The 18,193-nt window shown below is 70.1% G+C and carries 18 protein-coding genes; 11 read left to right on the forward strand and 7 right to left on the reverse strand.

What is annotated here, in order from left to right:
• Positions 1-35: 35 nt before the first annotated feature.
• Positions 36-1,661: a nitric oxide reductase transcriptional regulator NorR gene (norR, locus tag QTI45_RS17255; protein ID WP_286655291.1), complete on the forward strand. Its 1,626-nt coding sequence runs from the start codon at positions 36-38 to the stop codon at positions 1,659-1,661.
• Positions 1,662-1,663: 2 nt separating this feature from the next.
• Here the strand turns inward: norR and selD are convergent, their stop codons facing one another.
• Positions 1,664-2,743 carry a selenide, water dikinase SelD gene (gene selD / locus QTI45_RS17260; RefSeq protein ID WP_286655292.1) on the reverse strand — a complete coding sequence of 360 codons (1,080 nt, stop codon included), beginning with the start codon at positions 2,741-2,743 and terminating at the stop codon, positions 1,664-1,666.
• Positions 2,744-2,806: 63 nt separating this feature from the next.
• The gene (locus QTI45_RS17265; protein ID WP_286655293.1) at positions 2,807-4,264 is read right to left on the reverse strand and encodes a methyl-accepting chemotaxis protein; all 1,458 of its coding nucleotides are present in this window, start codon (positions 4,262-4,264) and stop codon (positions 2,807-2,809) included.
• A 137-nt stretch (positions 4,265-4,401) separates the two neighbouring features.
• Here QTI45_RS17265 and QTI45_RS17270 point away from each other — a divergent pair, with 137 nt between their 5' ends.
• From QTI45_RS17270 to mnmH, 7 genes are all read left to right on the forward strand, one after another.
• Positions 4,402-4,683 carry a YlcI/YnfO family protein gene (locus QTI45_RS17270; RefSeq protein ID WP_286655294.1) on the forward strand — a complete coding sequence of 94 codons (282 nt, stop codon included), beginning with the start codon at positions 4,402-4,404 and terminating at the stop codon, positions 4,681-4,683.
• Positions 4,680-5,006 carry a type II toxin-antitoxin system RelE/ParE family toxin gene (locus QTI45_RS17275; RefSeq protein WP_286655295.1) on the forward strand — a complete coding sequence of 109 codons (327 nt, stop codon included), beginning with the start codon at positions 4,680-4,682 and terminating at the stop codon, positions 5,004-5,006. The genes QTI45_RS17270 and QTI45_RS17275 overlap by 4 nt, the downstream gene beginning before the upstream one ends.
• Positions 5,007-5,100: 94 nt before the next feature.
• Positions 5,101-5,958: a putative selenate ABC transporter substrate-binding protein gene (locus tag QTI45_RS17280; protein ID WP_286655296.1), complete on the forward strand. Its 858-nt coding sequence runs from the start codon at positions 5,101-5,103 to the stop codon at positions 5,956-5,958.
• A gap of 34 nt (positions 5,959-5,992) precedes the next feature.
• On the forward strand, positions 5,993-6,760 hold the full coding sequence (locus QTI45_RS17285; protein WP_286655297.1) for a phosphonate ABC transporter ATP-binding protein: 768 nt from the start codon (positions 5,993-5,995) through the stop codon (positions 6,758-6,760).
• Positions 6,757-7,584, forward strand: coding sequence for a PhnE/PtxC family ABC transporter permease (locus QTI45_RS17290; RefSeq protein ID WP_286370390.1), 828 nt, complete (start codon positions 6,757-6,759; stop codon positions 7,582-7,584). The genes QTI45_RS17285 and QTI45_RS17290 overlap by 4 nt, the downstream gene beginning before the upstream one ends.
• Complete coding sequence (gene phnE, locus QTI45_RS17295; RefSeq protein ID WP_444813287.1) at positions 7,581-8,384, forward strand: phosphonate ABC transporter, permease protein PhnE; 804 nt, start codon at positions 7,581-7,583, stop codon at positions 8,382-8,384. Before QTI45_RS17290 ends, phnE begins: the two co-directional genes overlap by 4 nt.
• A complete protein-coding gene (mnmH, locus tag QTI45_RS17300; RefSeq protein WP_286370391.1) occupies positions 8,377-9,438 on the forward strand; it encodes a tRNA 2-selenouridine(34) synthase MnmH in 1,062 nt (353 codons plus the stop codon). Before phnE ends, mnmH begins: the two co-directional genes overlap by 8 nt.
• Here the strand turns inward: mnmH and QTI45_RS17305 are convergent.
• The gene (locus QTI45_RS17305; RefSeq protein ID WP_286655298.1) at positions 9,435-10,046 is read right to left on the reverse strand and encodes a Dps family protein; all 612 of its coding nucleotides are present in this window, start codon (positions 10,044-10,046) and stop codon (positions 9,435-9,437) included. The genes mnmH and QTI45_RS17305 overlap by 4 nt on opposite strands.
• Positions 10,047-10,253: 207 nt before the next feature.
• Between QTI45_RS17305 and QTI45_RS17310 the strand changes: the two genes are divergently transcribed.
• Genes QTI45_RS17310 through QTI45_RS17320 form a run of 3 tightly spaced genes read left to right on the forward strand, consistent with a single transcriptional unit; the run spans position 10,254 to position 12,449 of the window.
• Positions 10,254-11,027 carry a DUF2092 domain-containing protein gene (locus tag QTI45_RS17310; protein WP_286655299.1) on the forward strand — a complete coding sequence of 258 codons (774 nt, stop codon included), beginning with the start codon at positions 10,254-10,256 and terminating at the stop codon, positions 11,025-11,027.
• A 12-nt stretch (positions 11,028-11,039) separates the two neighbouring features.
• Entirely contained in the window at positions 11,040-11,564 is a 525-nt protein-coding gene (locus QTI45_RS17315) for a hypothetical protein (protein ID WP_286655300.1), read from the forward strand.
• 42 nt (positions 11,565-11,606) lie between these two features.
• The gene (locus QTI45_RS17320) at positions 11,607-12,449 is read left to right on the forward strand and encodes a bile acid:sodium symporter family protein (RefSeq protein WP_286655301.1); all 843 of its coding nucleotides are present in this window, start codon (positions 11,607-11,609) and stop codon (positions 12,447-12,449) included.
• A 3-nt stretch (positions 12,450-12,452) separates the two neighbouring features.
• Here the strand turns inward: QTI45_RS17320 and QTI45_RS17325 are convergent, their stop codons facing one another.
• The 4 genes from QTI45_RS17325 to QTI45_RS17340 are packed head-to-tail and all read right to left on the reverse strand — an operon-like array spanning position 12,453 to position 18,175.
• Positions 12,453-14,555 carry a site-2 protease family protein gene (locus QTI45_RS17325; protein ID WP_286655302.1) on the reverse strand — a complete coding sequence of 701 codons (2,103 nt, stop codon included), beginning with the start codon at positions 14,553-14,555 and terminating at the stop codon, positions 12,453-12,455.
• On the reverse strand, positions 14,549-15,889 hold the full coding sequence (locus tag QTI45_RS17330) for an efflux RND transporter periplasmic adaptor subunit (RefSeq protein WP_286655303.1): 1,341 nt from the start codon (positions 15,887-15,889) through the stop codon (positions 14,549-14,551). Before QTI45_RS17330 ends, QTI45_RS17325 begins: the two co-directional genes overlap by 7 nt.
• Positions 15,886-16,665: an efflux RND transporter periplasmic adaptor subunit gene (locus QTI45_RS17335; RefSeq protein WP_286655304.1), complete on the reverse strand. Its 780-nt coding sequence runs from the start codon at positions 16,663-16,665 to the stop codon at positions 15,886-15,888. Before QTI45_RS17335 ends, QTI45_RS17330 begins: the two co-directional genes overlap by 4 nt.
• Positions 16,646-18,175 carry a TolC family protein gene (locus tag QTI45_RS17340; protein ID WP_286655305.1) on the reverse strand — a complete coding sequence of 510 codons (1,530 nt, stop codon included), beginning with the start codon at positions 18,173-18,175 and terminating at the stop codon, positions 16,646-16,648. Before QTI45_RS17340 ends, QTI45_RS17335 begins: the two co-directional genes overlap by 20 nt.
• Positions 18,176-18,193: the final 18 nt, after the last annotated feature.

The raw sequence follows: 18,193 nt of genomic DNA on the forward strand, positions 1-18,193 counted from the left end.
CAATGTCATTTCGACCTGGATAAAATCGTGTCGCAATGACTCCTGATCGTGTCACTTTGACTGCCGACGAACTGCTCGAATCGGTCGCGCCGCTGGTCGCCGACATGGGCGCCGGCCTGCCCGGCGAGGAACTCTATCGCCGCCTGCTGCAGTCGCTGCGCGTGCTGCTGCCCTGCGATGCGGCGGCGCTGCTCCGGCTCGAAGACGGCAGCCTGCTGCCGCTGGCGGTCGACGGGCTGAGCCGCGACACGCTGGGCCGCCGCTTCCGCATCGCCGAGCATCCGCGTTTCGCGGCGCTGCTCGGGGCCGGCGGACCGCTGCGCTTTCCGTCCGACAGCCCGCTGCCCGACCCCTACGACGGACTGGTCGAAGGCGTGCATGGCGATCTCGACGTGCACGACTGCGTCGGCTGCCCGATCCAGCTCAACCAGCGGATCTGGGGCCTCTTGACGCTCGACGCATTGCAGCCCGACCGCTTCTCGCTGGCCGACCTCGCGGCGCTGCAGCTGTTCGCCAACCTGGCCGCGGCGATCGTGACCGTGGCCGGCCGCATCGAGCAGCTCGAAAACCGGGTCGCGCTCGAGAGCCTGCGCGCCGAGGGCTTCAGGCTGGCCGCCGCCCCGCGGGCGCGCGAACTCATCGGGCGCAGTGCGGCCATGCGCCGGCTGCTGGCCGACATCGAGCTGGTCGCCGGCAGCGAGCTGTCGGTGCTGATCCAGGGCGAGACCGGCGTCGGCAAGGAGCTGGTCGCCGAAGCGATCCATGCCGGCTCGCCGCGCGCCGCGCGGCCGATGATCAGCCTCAATTGCGCGGCCTTGCCCGAGACGCTGGTCGAGAGCGAGCTCTTCGGCCATGTGAGGGGCGCCTTCACGGGCGCCGCCGGTGATCGCCCGGGCAAGTTCGAGCTGGCCGACGGCGGCACGCTGTTCCTCGACGAGGTCGGCGAGCTCCCGCTGCCGGTGCAGGCCAAGCTGCTGCGCGTGCTGCAGAGCGGCCAGCTGCAGCGCCTGGGCTCCGACCGCGAACACCGCGTCGATGTGCGGCTGATCGCGGCCAGCAACCGCGACCTCGCCGAGGAAGTGAAGGCCGGGCGGCTGAGGGCCGACTTCTATCACCGCCTGAGCGCCTATCCGCTGCGCGTGCCGCCGCTGCGGGACCGCGGCCGCGACGTGCTGCTGCTCAGCGGCTTCTTCCTCGAGGAGAACCGTTCGCGGCTCGGCATCGGCGCCGCCCGGCTGGACGCGAGCGCGCAGGCGGCGCTGCTGGCCTACGGCTGGCCGGGCAACGTGCGCGAGCTGGAGCACTTGCTCGGGCGCAGCGTGCTGAAGGCACGCGCGCGGCATCCGCAGCGGCCGCGGATCCTGAGCCTGGGGGCGGAAGACCTCGAACTGGAGGCGCAGCCAGCCGACCCGTCATCGGCCGCGGCAAGCCCCGGGCTTGCGGCGCCGGACGGCGGTGCCGTCAGCCGGCCGGCGGGCGAATCGCTGCAGGAGGCGGTCGATGCGCTGAAGCGGGAGCGTGTCCGGGCGGCGCTCGCGGCGCACGGCTTCAACCGGGCCGCCGCGGCCCAGGCGCTCGGCCTCGACCGCGCCAACCTGATCCGGCTCGCCAAGCGGCTGGGCGTCGCGCTGGAGCCGGGCAAGGGGCCGCGAGCGGGCTAGGTTCAGGTTTGGATACGCAAACCGGGCGGGCCGGCCTCGGTGCGGCCGATCACCGCCGCGGCGCCGAAGCCTTCGCTGCGGAAGATCTCCAGCACCGCATCGACCGCTTCGGGCGCGCAGCTCACGAGCAGGCCGCCGGCGGTCTGCGGGTCGCTCGCCAGCGCCTGCGCGGTGGCGGGCAGGCCGGCGGCGAGCGCCACCTCGGCGCCATAGCCGCTCCAGTTGCGGCCCGAGGCGCCGGTTACGAAGCCCTCGGCGGCGAGCGCCTCGACGCCTGCGAGCAAGGGCACTTTCGACCACTCGATCACGGCCGTCAGCCGGGCGCCGCGCGCGAGTTCCAGCGTGTGGCCCGCGAGGCCGAAGCCGGTGACATCGGTCAGCGCGTGCACGCCGGCGAGTGCCGCCAGCGCGATGCCCGGCGTGTTGAGCCGGGTCGTGCTGTCGATCAGCTGGCGGTAGCCGGACTCCGGCAACTGCTCCTTCTTTAGCGCGGCCGAGAGCACGCCGACGCCGATCGGCTTGCCGAGCACCAGCACGTCGCCGACCTGCGCGTCGGCATTGCGCTTGACCTGCGCCGGGTCCACCAGGCCCATCACGACCAGCCCGTAGATCGGCTCGACCGAATCGATGGTGTGGCCACCCGCGATCGGGATGCCGGCTGCGCGGCAGACATCCTGGCCGCCGCGCACGATCTCGCCGATGGCCTCGAGCGGCAGCTGGTTGACCGGCATCGCGACCAGCGCCAGCGCCATGATCGGCCTGCCGCCCATCGCGTAGACGTCGCTGATCGCATTGGTGGCGGCGATGCGGCCGAACTCGTACGGATCGTCGACGATCGGCATGAAGAAATCGGTGGTCGCGATCAGGGCCTGGCGGTCGTTCAGGCGGTAGACCGCGGCGTCGTCGGCGGTCTCGATGCCGACCATCAGCTCCGGCGGCATCAGGCCGCCGCCGCCGCTCTTGAGGATCTGCGAGAGCACGCCGGGCGCGATCTTGCAGCCGCAGCCGCCGCCGTGCGAGAAGCTCGTGAGGCGCAGCGGCGCCAGCGGGTTGAGGGGGCGGGGAGAGGGGAAGTCGGTCATGGTGGGGGCAGGCGGATCGGGCGGGCTCCCATTATCGAGACCCGACGGCCTCCCCAGGCTTGATCAGACCACCTCGAGGTCGAAGGCGGCCATGGCTTGCGAGAGATGCGCGGCCTGGTCTCGCAGCGACGCTGCCGCGGCTGAAGACTCCTCGACCAGCGCCGCGTTCTGTTGCGTGGCCTGGTCGAGCGTCGCCAGGGATTCATTGACTTCCGCGATTCCGCTGTGTTGCTCCGATGCCGCTTGCGAGACTTCGGAGAGCAGGCCATGCACGCCCTGAACCTCCGCAAGAATCATGTCGAGGACCTCGCGCGTTTGCCCTGTGGCCGCGACACCGTTTTCGACCTGGGTCGTCGACTCCGCAATGAGCTTGCGAATTTCGCCGGCCGCACCGGCGCTGCGCTGTGCGAGCTGTCGCACTTCCGAGGCGACGACCGCGAAGCCCCGTCCGTGGTCGCCGGCGCGGGCGGCCTCGACCGCGGCATTCAAGGCCAGGATATTGGTCTGGAACGCGATGCTGTCGATGACGCCGGTGATGTCGGCCACCCTGCGTGAGGACGCTGCCAGAAGCTGCATGCGGCGTGTCAGGTCTTCTGCGGCGACCTCGCCCTCGCTGGCCTTTCTGGCTGCGGTCTCTGCCAGCAGCGACGCCCGCATCACTGTCTGCGTGGTCGCGGAAACCGTGGCGGTCAATTGACCGACGGCCGAGGCGGTGCGCTGCAGGCCGGCCGCGGTCTGTGTCGTGCGTTTCGACAGTTCGCTGCTTCCGCTTGCGATGTCGCTGGACGACAGGTTGACCAGGTTGGCCGACTCACGCGCGATGAGCGCCGCATCGCGGACTGTGCCGAGGACCTCGAGCAGTTGCCTGGCGGGCCGGGTGTGTGCCGGCCGCTCCACGCCCGCAAAGCTGACCTGGCCCGTGCCGGCGCCGAGCGCCTTGGTGATGTATTCCAGCTCTGCGGAAAGCAAGGCGTCACGGCGCATGCGCACTGCAACCAGCATCCCGAAGACCACCTCGACGACGACATAGGCGGCGTGCAGGACCACGGTGAAGATGTCGGGCGCCTGCAGGCAAAAGACGGGAAATCCCAGGGCCTGCAGGCGGTCGAACAACAGGTGGTGGACCGCAAAAGCTGCGCCGCCGACAAGGATCGGCAACCAGTGCCTATAGGCAAGAAGAAAAGCCAGAGCGACGAACACGCCGAAGTGATACTCGGTCTTGCCTCCGGCGAGCTGGAGGTGAAGCGCGATGAAGCTCGCCAGCAGCACGGGATAGCAGAGGCTGCTTAACCAGGTTCCGCGGCACAGGAGGTAGAGGAAGACCGCCCCGGCAGACAGCCCGGCCGCCAGCCCTGCGGCCAATGCGAACTGCCCGAAATGCCAGCCGATGGCGAGCGCCACCACGGCTCCCAGGCCACAGGTCGCCAGCATCAGCGTGTCTGCTGCGCGACGGACGAGCGGTAGCGATGCGTCGAATCCCTGGTGCGGGTCGCGGGCCGGAGCGTCGTAGGAATAGGTCATGGGGGGAGGCTGAAGAGCGTCGGCACAGCCGATCGGATGGATATCGGCGTCGTTGCAGATTTCTTGAGGGGGAGCAGGAAGAAAATTTGCCCCCGGCCGCCAGTTGACTGCATTACAAACGTGCTACATTCGCCGCCATGAAATCCTGCACCTTGCCTGCCGTTCGCGTTGAGCCGGAACTGCGTGCCGAGCTCGAAGCAGTTCTGGGTGAAGAGGAAACCATCAGCACCTTCGTGGTCGATGCCGTGCGCCGGGCAGTTGATTTCCGCCGCGTCCAGACCGACTTCCATGCGCGCGGAGAGGCCGCTTGGCAGGACTACCTGCGAAGCGGTGTTTCACACCCCGTGGACGAAGTGTTTGACCGCGTCCAGGCCCGCATCGATGCACGACGTCGCGAACTGCAAAGCCCCAGCACGTGACCGAGTTGTTCGGGGTCGAGATGACCCCGCAAGCCGAGGATGACCTCGAGCGCTTGTTCGAGTGTCCAGTCGCAGGGTCGGAGACCTTGGAGGAACTGGACCATGCCCAGCATGTACTGCACCAGCTTCGCAGCAGCATCAAGAAGCGGCTGGCCGAGAATCCCTGGGCGTATCGGAAAGCGGGAGACGGCAGGCGAACTACGCGCCGAGAGTTGATCGCAGGCCTTGGTTCCACCGGCTACGTGGCCCTCTACGAAATCCTTCCAGGTCGGGAAGTCAAGGTGTTGGCCGTTCGTCATCAGCGCGAAGAGGACTACCACTGAGCCCCCCGAACGGGCAATCATCGAAGCCCGGACGCCGCCGCGCTTCCTACAATCCAGCCTTGTCCGCTCATCCACGCCCAGGCGTCGTCCACCCATGAAAACACTCTCCCGCCTCGCCGTCGCGCTGGCCCTGTCGGCCTGCGCCGTGGCTGCTCTGGCCCAGGTCAGGGTGCTGCGCGTCTCCGCCATTCCCGACGAGGCGCCGACCGAATTGCAGCGCAAGTTCAAGCCGCTCGGCGACTACCTGCAAAAGGAAACCGGCATGGAGGTGAAGTTCACCCCGGTGACCGACTACGCCGCGGTGGTCGAGGGCCTCGCCACCGACAAGCTCGACCTCGCCTGGCTCGGCGGCTTCACCTTCGTGCAGGCGCGCATCCGCACCAACGGCGGCGTGGTGCCGATCGTGCAGCGCGCCGAGGACAAGGTCTTCACGAGCAAGTTCATCGTGCCGACCGACAGCAGCGCCAAGACCCTCGCCGACCTGAAGGGCAAGACCTTCGCCTTCGGCGCGCCGTCCTCCACCTCGGGCAGCCTGATGCCGCGCTACTTCCTGCTGCAGGCCGGCATCGATCCCGACAAGGACTTCAAGACCGTGGCCTTCTCCGGCGCGCACGATGCGACCGTGGCCTTCGTCGCCGCCTCGCGCGCCGAGGCCGGCGTGCTCAACGCCTCGGTCTGGGAGAAACTGGTCGAGGCGAAGAATCCGAACGCGGCCAAGGTGCGGGTCCTGGCGACCACGCCGACCTACTACGACTACAACTGGACCGTGCGCCCGGGACTCGATCCGGCCGTGACGAAGAAGCTGACCGAGGCCTTCCTGAAGCTCGATCCCGCGAATCCGGCGCACAAGGAGATCATGGACCTGCAGCGCGCCAGCAGCTTCATTCCCACGCAGTCGTCCAACTACGACGGCATCGAGGCCGCGGCCAGGTCGGCTGGCCTCGTGAAGTGATGCGGCGGCATCCGCCTGCCGCCGGGCCGGGCGCGTGAGCTTCTCGCTGGCTGCGGTCGGCCTGGTGCATCCGAATGGCCAGCGCGCGCTGCAAGGCGTGACGCTGGCGGCCGGCGCGGGCGAGCGGCTGGCCATCATCGGCCCCTCGGGTGCCGGCAAGACCACGCTGCTGCGCGTGCTCGGCGCTGCGCTGCGGCCCGGCGAAGGCACGGTGCGACTGCTCGACGAAGCGCCCTGGCAGTCGAGCGCGCCGGCCCTGCGCCGGCTGCGCGCGCGCATCGGCACCGTGCACCAGAGCCCGCCGATCGCGCCGCGGCTGCGCGTCGTCACCGCAGTGCTCGCGGGGCGGCTCGGCCAGTGGTCGCTGCCGCGCGCGCTCGGCTCGCTGCTGCTGCGGCCGGCCGACCTCCCGGGCGCGCACGAGGCGCTGTCGCGGCTGGCGCTCGAGGACCGCCTGTTCGAGCGCTGCGATCGCCTGTCGGGCGGCCAACTGCAGCGCGTCGGCATCGCCCGCGTGCTGTACCAGCGGCCGGCCCTGCTGCTGGCCGACGAGCCGGTGTCGGCGCTCGATCCGACCCTGGCCGACGCCGCGCTGCAGACGCTCGTCAGGCAGGGCGAGGCGACCGGCGCGACGCTGGTGGCCTCGCTGCATGCAGTCGAGCTGGCGCTGCGCTGGTTCCCGCGCATCGTCGGCATGCGCGAGGGCCGGATCGTGTTCGACAGTCCGGTCGGCGAGGTCAGCCAGGCGATGCTCTCGGCGCTCTATGCCAACGAGTCCGCCGCGCGGGAGAGCGCCGCTTGACCACCGCTGCAGCGCTGCGCGACCCGGCGGGCCGGCGCCGTCTGGCCGGATGGCTGGCAGCGCTCGCCATCGCCTGGCCGCTGCTGCAGTTGTCCGAGTTCCATCCCTCGGCGCTGTTCGGCAGCGGCAACCTGCAGGTGATCGGCGGCTTTCTCGGCGGCTTCCTGCCGCCGGCCACCGCGCCGGACTTTCTGGCGCTGCTCGGCAGGGCCACGCTCGAAACCCTGGCGATGGCCACGGCCGGCACCGCGCTGGCGTTCCTGATCGGGGCGCCGCTGGGCTTCGTCACCACCCGCGCGCTGTCGCAGTCGCGCATCGGGCCGGGGCCGGGCCGCGTGCGCGCGCTGGCGCTGCGGCAGCTCGCGCGCTCGCTGCTGATGGTGCTGCGCGCCATTCCCGAAATCGTCTGGGCCCTGATCTTCGTGCGCGCGCTCGGGCTCGGCCCCGCTGCCGGCGTGCTGGCGCTCGCGATCACCTACGGCGGCATGCTCGGCAAGGTCTATGCCGAGGTGCTCGAGTCGACCGACACCGCGCCCGCCCGGGCCCTGCTCGAAGCCGGCAGCGGCCGGCTCGGGGCCTTGTTCTACGGCCTGCTGCCGAACTGCGCCCAGGAGCTGACCTCCTACACCGTCTACCGCTGGGAGTGCGCAGTGCGGGCCTCGGTCGTGATGGGCTTCGTCGGCGCCGGAGGCCTGGGCCAGTTGATGGACCAGTCGATGAAGATGCTGAACGGCGGCGAAGCCAGCAGCATCCTGCTGGTCTTCCTGCTGCTGGTGCTGCTGGCGGATGCGCTGAGCAACGCGCTGCGGAGGCTGCTCGCGTGAGCGCGTCGTCACTGGCCTCCTCGCCGCCGCGCTGCCTGCGCTGCTGGGCCGCGACGGCCGCCGTGCTGGCAGCGGTGGCGGCCAGTTTCGTCTACCTGGCGATCGACTACCGGGCGCTGTTCACCGCCGAATCGCTGCTGCTCATGGGCCGGTTCATCGCCGAGTTCTTCCCGCCCGACCTGTCCGCTGGATTTCTCTCGAAGACCGCGTGGGGCGCGCTGCAGACGCTCGCCGTGTCGGCGCTCGGCACGCTGCTGGCCGCGGCCGCCGGCGCGCTGCTGGCGCTGCCCGCCTCGGGCCGCTCGGGTCGGGTGGTGCAGGGCGTCACCCGCTTCGTGCTGAACTTCCTGCGCAGCGTGCCAGAGCTGGTCTGGGCCGCCCTGATGGTGCTGGCGGCCGGCATCGGACCCTTCGCCGGTGCGCTGGCGCTGGCGCTCCACACCACCGGGGTGCTGGGCCGGCTGTTCGCCGAGAGCCTCGAGAATGCGCCGCGCACGCCCGAGCAGGCCTTGCTGCTCAGCGGCTCGGGCGCGGCCGCCGCCTTCGGCTACGGCAGCCTGCCGCTGGTGCTGCCGCAGTGGGTGGCCTACACGCTGTATCGTTGGGAGATGAACATTCGAATGGCCACCGTGCTGGGCTTCGTCGGCGGCGGCGGGCTGGGCCAGTTGCTGTACTTCCACCTGTCGATCTTCCAGCAGGCGCAGGCCATGACCGTGCTGGCCGCGATGTTCGGGCTGGTGGTGCTGGTCGACATGGCCAGCGCGCGGCTGCGCCGCGGACTGGGGCCGGCCTATGCATGAGGACGACAAGCGGCACCGCCCGCCGACGCGGGTGGCGGACATCCCGGCCTTCGACACGCTGATCGACGCCCGCTCGCCGGCCGAGTTCGCGCTCGACCACATTCCCGGTGCGATCAACTGCCCGGTGCTCGACGACGAGGAGCGCCGCATCGTCGGCACGCTCTACAAGCAGACCGGCGCCTTCGAGGCCCGCCGGGTCGGCGGCGCGATGGTCGCCGCGAACCTCGCGCGCCATCTGCGCGAGCAGTTCGCCGACCGGCCCGCCCATTGGAAGCCGCTGGTCTATTGCTGGCGCGGCGGCCTGCGCAGCGGCTCGATGGTCACCTGGCTGCGGCTGGTCGGCTGGGACGCGCAGCAGCTCGCCGGCGGCTACAAGAGCTTTCGCCACCACGTGCTGGCGCAGATCGAGGCGATCTGCCCGCAGCTTCGGCTGCGCGTGATCTGCGGTGCCACCGGCAGCGCCAAGACGCGTGTGCTGCAGGCGCTGGCCGCGCGCGGCGAGCAGGTGCTCGACCTCGAGCACCATGCCCGCCACAAGGGCTCGCTGCTGGGCGCCTTGCCCGGCGTGGCGCAGCCGTCGCAGAAGCAGTTCGAGACCCGCATCGCCAGCTGCTTCGACGGGCTGGACCTGGCGCGGCCGCTGTATGTCGAAGGCGAGAGCGCACGCATCGGCCGCCTGTCGCTGCCGATCCCGCTGGTGGCGCGCATGCGCGAATCCGATTGCATCGAACTGCAGGCCGGCCCCGAGGCGCGGCTGGCCTATCTGCTGCGCGACTATGCCTACCTCGGCGACGACCCCGAAGCCCTGGCCGGACAGCTCGGCAAGCTCAAGGAACTGCAGGGCAAGGCGGTGGTCGAGCGTTGGCAGCGATGGGCGCGCGAGCGCGAACTGGCGCCGCTGTTCGCCGAGCTGATGGCGCTGCACTACGACCCGCACTACGAGCGCTCGCAGGCCAGGCACTTCGGCCGCTGGGAGCAGCGGACGAAAGTCGCGGCGGCCGACCTGACCGATGCGGGGATCGAGGCGGCGGCAGAGGCGGTGCGGGCGCTCTAGGCGGTCACGGGCGACGCCGCCACCAGGTGCTCGGTGAGGAACCACACCTGCAGCTCGTTGGTGCGCAGGACGTTGCTCACGAACACGTCGTTGCTTCCGGCATCGCCCGACTTGTCGACCTTCTCGGCGGCCTCGCGTGCGCCGATGATGATCTGTTCATGCGCCTCGGCCAGACGCTTGAGTTGCACGGCTGCCGGTTCGCGGCCGCGCGGCGGGCGTTCGATCTTCGTGGTCTCTGCGATGTCGGCCGCCATGGCCAGCGCGATGCCGCCCAGCAACTGGATGCGCTCGGCGAGGATGTCGACCAGCAGCACCTGGCCTTCATAGTGCTGGTCGTACATCAGGTGGAGCTGGTTGAAGGTCGGGCCGACGACCTGCCAGTGATGCTTCTTGTACATGTCGCGCAGCGTGATGGTGTCGGCCAGGCACTGGTTGAGCAGCGCGACGCTGTCCTTGCAGACCTTCTCCGAAAGGCCGTTGGGCAGCTTGACGATCTCGCCGTACTTCTGCGTTTCGTGGCTGGTCTGGTCGAGATCGGGCTTGACCGCCTGTTGGCGCTGGGCGAGGGTGCGAGAGGTCGAGGGCTGCTTGGGGCGCGGGGTTGCCATTGGGTACTCCATGAATTTGATGGCATGTTCTAGCGCCGGCGCCGAAGGCTGCGCGTAGGCGTGGTGCCCGCACCCGGGCCGGTCCAGACCGCCTGGTCCGGTTACCGCTGCACGCACAACTGCACCAAAGGACAGTGGCGACGCCTGCAGGGCTTTCGTATGCTGGCCGGGCGCCGATCATGACGCCTCACCGGGAAGGAGTCCGCCTTGAAATTCAAGTTGCTCGCAGCCGCCCTGATTTCAGCGTCGCTTGCCGCGCCGCTCGTCCATGCACAGACCGATCCGTCGGCCACCGCCAAGCCGGTCGAGAACGCGGTCGATCCGGCGTCGATCCAGGCCCTCAAGGACATGGGCACCCATCTGCAGACCCTCAGGCGCTTTCATGTGTCGACCGGCCTGACCGGCGAGGTCGTGCTGGCCGACGGCCAGAAACTGCAGCACACGGCGACGGCCGATCTCGATGTCCTGCGCCCGAACAAGCTGCGCGCCCGCATGTTCAGCACCCGCTCCGAGCGCGTCGTCTTCTTCAACGGCGAGAAGGCGACGATCTTCCTGCCGGCGCAGAAGTACTACTCGACCGTCGATTTCTCGGGCACGGTCGACGCCCTGGTGGGCAAGCTGGAGGAGCGCTACGGGATCGAGATCCCCTTGTCCGACCTGTTCCTCTGGGGCACGCCGGCGGCGCCGCTCGACAAGATCGATTCGGCCATGAATGCCGGCCAGGATTTCATCGGCAAGGACCTGTGCAATCACTTCGCCTTCCGCCAGGGGAATTTCGACTGGCAGATCTGGATCACGACCGGAAGCAAGCCCTTGCCGCGCAAGCTCGTGATCACCAACCGGGCCGACGAGGCCCGGCCGCAGTCGGTGTCCCTGATCGACTGGAACCTCAATCCGGGCTTCAAGGACGACATCTTCACCTTCGTGCCGCCCAAGGGCACCCGGGCGGTGGAGCTGCGGGCCCTCGAAGCCAAGAAGTAAGGGAGAGCGAACATGAAGCACTCATTCGGCAAGCTGTTCCTGTTGCCCCTGGCGATCCTGTGCACGGCCGGCCTCGGGCTGGCACCCGAGGCCGAGGCCAGGCCGGGCGGTGGCGGGGGCGGTGGCCTCGGACACGGCGGTGGCGGCGGCGGAGCCCGGGCCGGCGGCGGGGCGCACGCCGGCGGCGCCAACCGGCAGGTCAACAACGTCAACCGCGACGTGCGGGCCAACAACGTGCGCAGCACCAGCGTCAACAACGTGAACATGAACCGCAACGTGAATGCGAACGTGAACCGGAACGTCAATGTCAATGTGAACAACCGCGGCGGCTGGGACAACGACTACCATCCGGTCGCGACCGCCGCGGCGGTCACGGCCGGCGTGGCGGTGACTGCCGCCGTCGTGGGCTCGATGGTTCGCACCGTGCCGCCCGGCTGCGTGCCGGTCAACTACGGCGGCCTGGTCTACCAGCAGTGCGGCACCGTGTGGTACCAGCCGCAGGGCGGCCAATACGTCGTCATCAATCCGCCGTACTGAGGCGGGCCGCTGCGCGCCGCCATGACCGCCCAGGAAATGATCATGCTCGCCGTTCAGGCGAGCATCGTGATCACCGTCTTCGGCTACGGCCTGGAGGCCACGCTCGACGACGTGCTGTACGTGGTGCGCCGTCCCCTGTGCTTCCTGCGCTCCTTCGTGGCGATGTTCCTGGTCATGCCGCTGCTGGCGATCGGGCTCGACCTGGCCTTCGACCTGCGGCGCGAGATCGAGGTCGCGCTGGTGGCGCTGTCGCTGTCGCCGGTGCCGCCCCTCCTGATGAAGAAGCAGGGCAAGGCCGGTGGACGGGAGTCCTACGGCCTGGGCCTGCTGGTGACGATGGGGGTGCTGTCGGTCGTGATCACGCCGATCGGCATGATGCTCATGACGCAGGCCTTCGGCCGCCAGTTCGAGCTGCCCCTCGGCGCCATCGCGCTGGTGATCCTGAAGGCGGTGCTGCTGCCGCTGGCGGCCGGCATGGTGGTGCAGGCGCTGCTGCCCCGGGTGGCCGCGCGCATCGCCCGCCCGGCCGCCATCATCGGCACCGTGCTGCTGGCCGTCGTCGCGCTGCTGATCGTGTACGCCAGCCGGCATGCGATCCTGGGGCTGTTCGGCAACGGCACCCTCTTGGCGCTGATCGCCTTCATCGTCGCCGGGCTGGCCGCCGGCCATTGGCTGGGCGGGCCCGACGCGCAGGATCGCGTGGTGCTCGCGCTGTCGACCGCGTCGCGCCATCCGGGCATCGCGCTGGCGCTGGCGACCTTCAACTTTCCGAACGAGCCCGGCGTGACCGCGGCGATCCTGCTCTACCTGCTGGTCAACGTGCTGGTGTCGATGGTTTACGTGACCTGGCAGCGCAAGCGCATCGGCTCGGCGGCCGTCGCCTGAGCTTCAGAACCCGCTCTCGCGCAGCAGCACCGCGAACACGCGGGTCAGTCCCTCGCCCAGCAGGCTGCGCCGGGCGGCCTCGATCTGCAGGTGGCCCCGGGTTTCTCGCAAGGCCGGCGGCGGCGCATCGAGTTGCACCAGCACATGGAACAGGGCTGGCGTCGGCACCAGCGCCTCGCCGTGCGGCGCGACGCCGAGCGGCCCGCCGAAGCGCGATGCCAGCGCCGGGTGCTCGAGCTGGTTGATGCGGGTGCTGCCGACGTCGATCACGCGGCCCTCGATCGGCGTCGGCTGCCCTTCGGGGTAGAAGCGCACCGTGCCGCCCGGCGTCAGGCGCTGCACCTCGTCCTGCCGGACATAGGCATCGACCTGCCAGCGCGACGGATCGACCAGCACGCCGATCAGTTCGCGGCTGCCGATCCACTGGCCGCCGCGCCGCTCCGGATCGAGGTCCAGCCACTGGCCCGCGAACGGCGCCTGCAGCTGCAGCCGCGCCATCTCGGCGCGGGCCGCGCGCGCCTGCTCGACTTGCACGCCCAGGCGCTGGCGGATGCCGGCCTGCCGTTCGAGGCCGGAAGGATCGGCGATCAGTCCGGCCAGGCGTTCCTGGTAGCCGCGGATGCTGGCCTCGTTGGCCTGCGAGCGCGCCATGATGTCGGGCTCGTCGAGCACGGCCAGCGTCTCGCCCGCCCGCACCGGGCCCGCGGGGCGCACCTGCTGGAGCAGGGCAGGGTAGGGCGCATAGACGCGCATCTGCACCTCGGCGCGCGCCAGCCCGACGGCATGGACCTGCGTGCGCCAGGGCAGGGCCAGCAGCAGCAGCAGGCCGAGCAGTACGGCGCCGAGCAGCAGCCGGCGCCCGCGCACCACCTGCTGGCGCCGCGCCCACCAGTGCCGGAGTTCGCGCCACACCGGCATCGCGATGAACCACGAGATCTCGACCGCGAACAGGAGGATCCCGAGCGCCTTGAAGAAGAACAGGTAGACCGCCACCGCGATGCCGAGAAAGACCGCCAGCCTATAGAGCCAGGTGAGCATCGCGAAGGCCACCAGCAGCCGCCGGCGCGGCGGCGCGAAGTCCTCCGGCCAGGGCTCGGGCAGGCCCAGCAGCGTGCGTCGCAGCGCGACACGGGCCAGGGCCGAGGAGCGCTCGTGCAGGTTCGGGAAGTCCAGCAGGTCCGACAGGATGAAGTAGCCGTCGAAGCGCATGAAGGGGCTCGCATTGAGCGCCAGCGACAGCACCCAGCTGGTGGTCGCGAGGTACAGCAGCGCATTGCGCAGCGGCCCCGGGTCGCTGAGCGCCCAGCCCAGCGTCGCCAGGCCGGCGAGCCCGAGCTCGGTGAGGATGCCGGCCGAGGCGATCGCCAGCCGCTGGCGCGCGCGCGGCAGCTTCCAGCTTTCGCCGGTGTCGGTGTAGAGCATCGGCCACAGCACGACGAAGGCCACGCCCATGTGGGCCACGCGCAGGCCGAGCCGCGTCGCGACCAGCGCATGGCCGAGCTCGTGGAGGGTCTTGGCGACGATCAGCGCCAGCGCGAAGCTCAACAGGCCTTCGGTCGTGAAGGACTCCACCACCGCGCTCGCGAAGGTGTCCCACTGGTGCAGCACCATCACGATGCCGGCCAGGCTCAGCAGGATCACGGCCCAGGCCGTGAACGGATGGAACAGCCAGTCGAGATGGCCCGCGACCCGGCCCAGCAGCCGCTGCGGGCGCAGCAGCGGAATGCGGAAGAACAGGTAGTGGTGCAGCCACCAGCGCCAACTGGTCCAGCGCCGCGACGGGCTGCCGTTCTGCAGCCGCGCGATGCCTTCGGCTCCGGGGCGCAGCAGCTGGTTCTGCTCGAGAAAACGACGGAAGTCGAGCACCTGGCCCACCTCCGGCCGGAGCGCCGTCTGGTCCGCGATCTGACGGCTGATCTGGCGCGGCGACTGCTCCCAGCGCAGCAGGCATTCGAACTCGAGCCAGCCGATCCGGTAGAAGCGATTGACGACCGTGTCCTGGATCACCCAGGCCGGATCGCCGCGCAGGCCCGGCGCCGCTTCGCGCAGCCGCAGGTCTTCGCGCAGCGGCGGGGTCGGCTGGTCGGCGGCGTCGTCGTTCACCATCCGGTCCAGGCGCGCAGCGCAGCCAGCGGCCGGCGCAGCAGGTAGTAGCCCAGCATCACGCGCTCGCCCTGCAGCTTGGCCGTGCCATGGAGGCCGAGCCGGGCGTGTGCCGGCGTGCCCTCGATGCTGGCCAGCAGGCGGTACGAGGCCACGCCTTCGTCGCTGGTCTTCGCCTGGTAGCTGGTCTCGAGGATGCGGCCGTGCAGGGGGTCCAGCGGGTAGGCGGTGAGGAACAGCGTCACGGGGGCGCCGGGCTCGATCGCGATGGCGTCGGCCACCGGCAGCTGCACGCGCATGCCGGGCTGCGTCGGGTCGGCCACGTGCAGGATGCGCTCGCCGGTCACCACCGGCTTGCCGAGCCAGTCGTCGGGGTCGCTGAAGACCGCCACGCCGGCCCGCGGCGACAGCACCTGGGTGCGCCTGAGCTGCGCCTCGACCGCCGCCAGCTCGGCCCGGCGCTGCCGCGCCTGGGCGCCGAGCAGGGTCAGCTCGTTCTTGCTCTGCGGGTTGTCGAAGGCGCGCTGGCTGGCGGCTTGCAGCTCGGCATCGGCCACGGCGACTTCCTTGTCGAGCACGTCGGCGCGATTGCGCAGCGTGGTCTCGTCGAGCAGGAACAGCGGCGTGCCGACCTCGACCGCCTGGTTGGGCCGCACCTGCATGCGCTGGATCACGCCGTCGATCGGCGAGCTGACGACCTGGGCATTCATCGACACCACTTCGGCCGGTGCCAGCGTGGTCTGGCTGACCGGCAGCAGCAGCAGGGCTGCCAGCAGCGCCAGTCCGATCAGCCAGTGGCTGCGCCTGGGCCGCCAGCGCGGAAGCCGCCGCCGCGCCGCGAACGCGGCCCAGCAGTGCGCCCAGGTCTGCCAGACGCCCTGCAGCAGCCCGCGCAGCGGTTCGGCGGGCGGCTGGTCGAGCAGGAAGACCAGCAGCCCCAGCCGGTGGCCTTCGCGGTCGTGCATCGGAATGCACCAGAGGCCCGCGGGCCACCATTCGGCCCAGCCTTCGGCGATGTCTTCGGGCAGCGCCAGGGCATCGCGCGCCAGCCAGCGCGGCTGGCCGTCCGGCAGCTGGGTCGACAGCCAGCGGCCGGCGCGTTTCAGCCAGACCAGGTAGGGCGAGTCCTCGGTCGGCCGGGCCAGTCCCGAGACGCACAGCAAGGCGAGGCGGTCGCCCTGTTGCGCCAGCACCAGTGCCTGGCGGAAGCGCAGCAGCGGATGCAGGTCGTTGGCCATCGAGAACCCGAGCGCTTCGAGCGTCGGCGCCGCCAGTGCGCGATCCCGCAGCGCGCTCAGGCTGGCCAGCAGCTGGAGGTGCGCCGAGGGCTCGGTCACGGGCCTGTCGTGAAGCGGGCGATGCCGCTCATGCCCGGAATCAGTTCGGGATGCTCGGCGTTGAGGCGCGCCTCCAGCTCGACGGTCTGCGCCACCGCGTCGACCCGGGCGTTGATCGCGCTGACCTGTGCCGCATAGCTCTTGCCGGTTTCGTGGATGCCGACCGTGAGCGGCGTGCCGGGCTTGAGCCGCGCCAGCAGGTTGGAGGGCACGTTGAGGCGCACCTTGAGCGGCCCGTCGCTGACCAGTTCGAACATCGGCGTGCCGGCGCTCACGGTCTGGTGCGGCTTCGCGAGCACCTTGGCGATGCGGCCGCCGAAGGGCGCGCGCACCTGGCAGTAGCCGGCCTGGGTGCGCGCCAGGGTCAGGGCGCCCTCGGTCTTCTCGACCTCGGTGGTCGCCATCAGCACCTCGAGGTCGCCGGCAGCGTTGAGCTTCTGCAGGTTGCGCTTGGCATCGAGGTTCTGGCGCGCCATGTTGAGCTCCGCGCCGGCCACCTTGGCGCGCGCCTGGGTCTCGGTGCAGATGAACTGCGCGAGCAGGGCGTTCTTCGCCACCTTCTGGCCCAGCTCCGCCTGCAGCTCGCCGATGGTGCCGTTCATCTGGCTGGACAGCGTGGTCTCGGTGCGCGCCACCAGCAGCACGCGGATCGCGCCCGGGTCGTCCGCCGGGCCCGGCGCGTTGCGTGCGTCGGCGGCCCAGCCGGCGGGCAGCACCCCGACCGCGGCGGCGGCCAGCAGGGTCCGCAAGGCGCGATCAAGGCTTGGCGGCGACATCTGTCTTGACCTCGTTGCCGGCCAGCAGGCCGCGCTGGCTGTTGATCGTGCGTTCGATCTCCGCCGCCAGCGTGCGCACGTCGTTCTTCTCGATGGCCTCGGGCAGCACGTCGAAGCCGATCGAGTTGTAGAGCCGGCCCTGCGCCGCCTGGGCGTTCGAGTAGGCGGCCTCCCGCTGGTAGCGCGACAGCAGCATCCGGCCTTCGGCACGGATCAGCTCCAGCTCGGTGCCGACCGAGGCGGTGCGCGCGGACTGCGCATACTCGAGCAGCCGCTGGTCGACGCGCAGGCTTTCGTCGGCGAACGCCACCTCCTGGCGCGCCAGCTGGTAGCGCAGGTAGCCGACCCGCACCTGCGTCAGCACCGCCATCGACAGGGCGGTGCGCCGCGCCTCGGCGGTCTGGTTCTGGCTCTGCTGCGCGGCATTGAGCGAAGGCAGCTGGGCCAGCTTCAGCAGGTTGAACGAGACCTGCAGGCCGATCGCGTTCCAGGAGTTGTTGAAGAGGTAGATGTTGGAGTCGTACTGGTGGCCGAGGTTGATGCTCGCGTTGGGCCACAGCAGGGCCTTGGCGATCTTCAGGTCGTAGTCGTCGACCCGCATGCGGTACCACTCCTCCATGATCTCGGGCCGGTTTTCCAGCGACAGCTGCTCGAGGCGATCGATGTCGCGCGTGACCTCGGGCATCGGCGGCTCGGGCATGTCGGCCAGCACCATGCGGGTGCCCGGGGGCAGCGACATCAGCGCGATCAGCTCGGCCTGCGAGAACTCCAGGTCCTGGCGCCGCACCGTCAGCAGGTACACCGAGTCGAGCAGCGCGCGCTGGTAGGCCAGGATGTCCTGTCGCGGCAGCAGGCCCTTGGTCTCGGCCTCGCGGGCCGCCGCGAGCGCCTTGTGGGTGCGCTCCAGCAGGCCGTCGACCTGCGGCAGCAGGCGCTGCGCACCGAGCGCGCGCCAGTAGGCGTTGCGCACGTCCTGCAGCACGTTCTGCGCGACCTTGCGGCGGCGCTCGTTCGCCATCAGGATCTGGTCGGACTTCTGCTGCGTGCGGTAGTAGGCGACGCCGAAGTCGAGCAGGCTCCAGCTCAGGCCCAGGCCGTAGAGGTCGCGCTCGCGCTGCTCGGAGGTCGAGGCGCGCAGGCTGACCTGGCCGTCCTCGATGCCGACCGAGGTGCCGCCCGAATCGTTGTTGCGATTGACGTAGCCGGCCGACGCCACCACCCGCGGCAGCATCTCGTAGCTGGCGACATCGCGCAGGTTCGAGGCCAGCGCGCCCTCCATGAGCTTCAAGCGGTAGTCGAGGTTGTACTTGAGGGCGCGCGCAGCCGCTTCGTAGAAGGTGATCGGGACGGTCACCGGTTCCTGGTCGACGTACATGCGGACCTTGTCCTCGGTCACGCGCTTGCGCAGCTCGTCCTGCGTATAGGGGCTCGGCTCGAGCGAGCCGCAGGCGCTCAGCAGCAGTACCGGCGCCAGGGCGGCGGTCAGGCGCTTGAGTGGATTCCCTGCCATGAGTTGTCCTTTTTTCAT

Origin of the sequence: Variovorax saccharolyticus, from assembly GCF_030316765.1 — a bacterium.
Taxonomy (GTDB): Bacteria; Pseudomonadota; Gammaproteobacteria; order Burkholderiales; family Burkholderiaceae_C; genus Variovorax; species Variovorax saccharolyticus.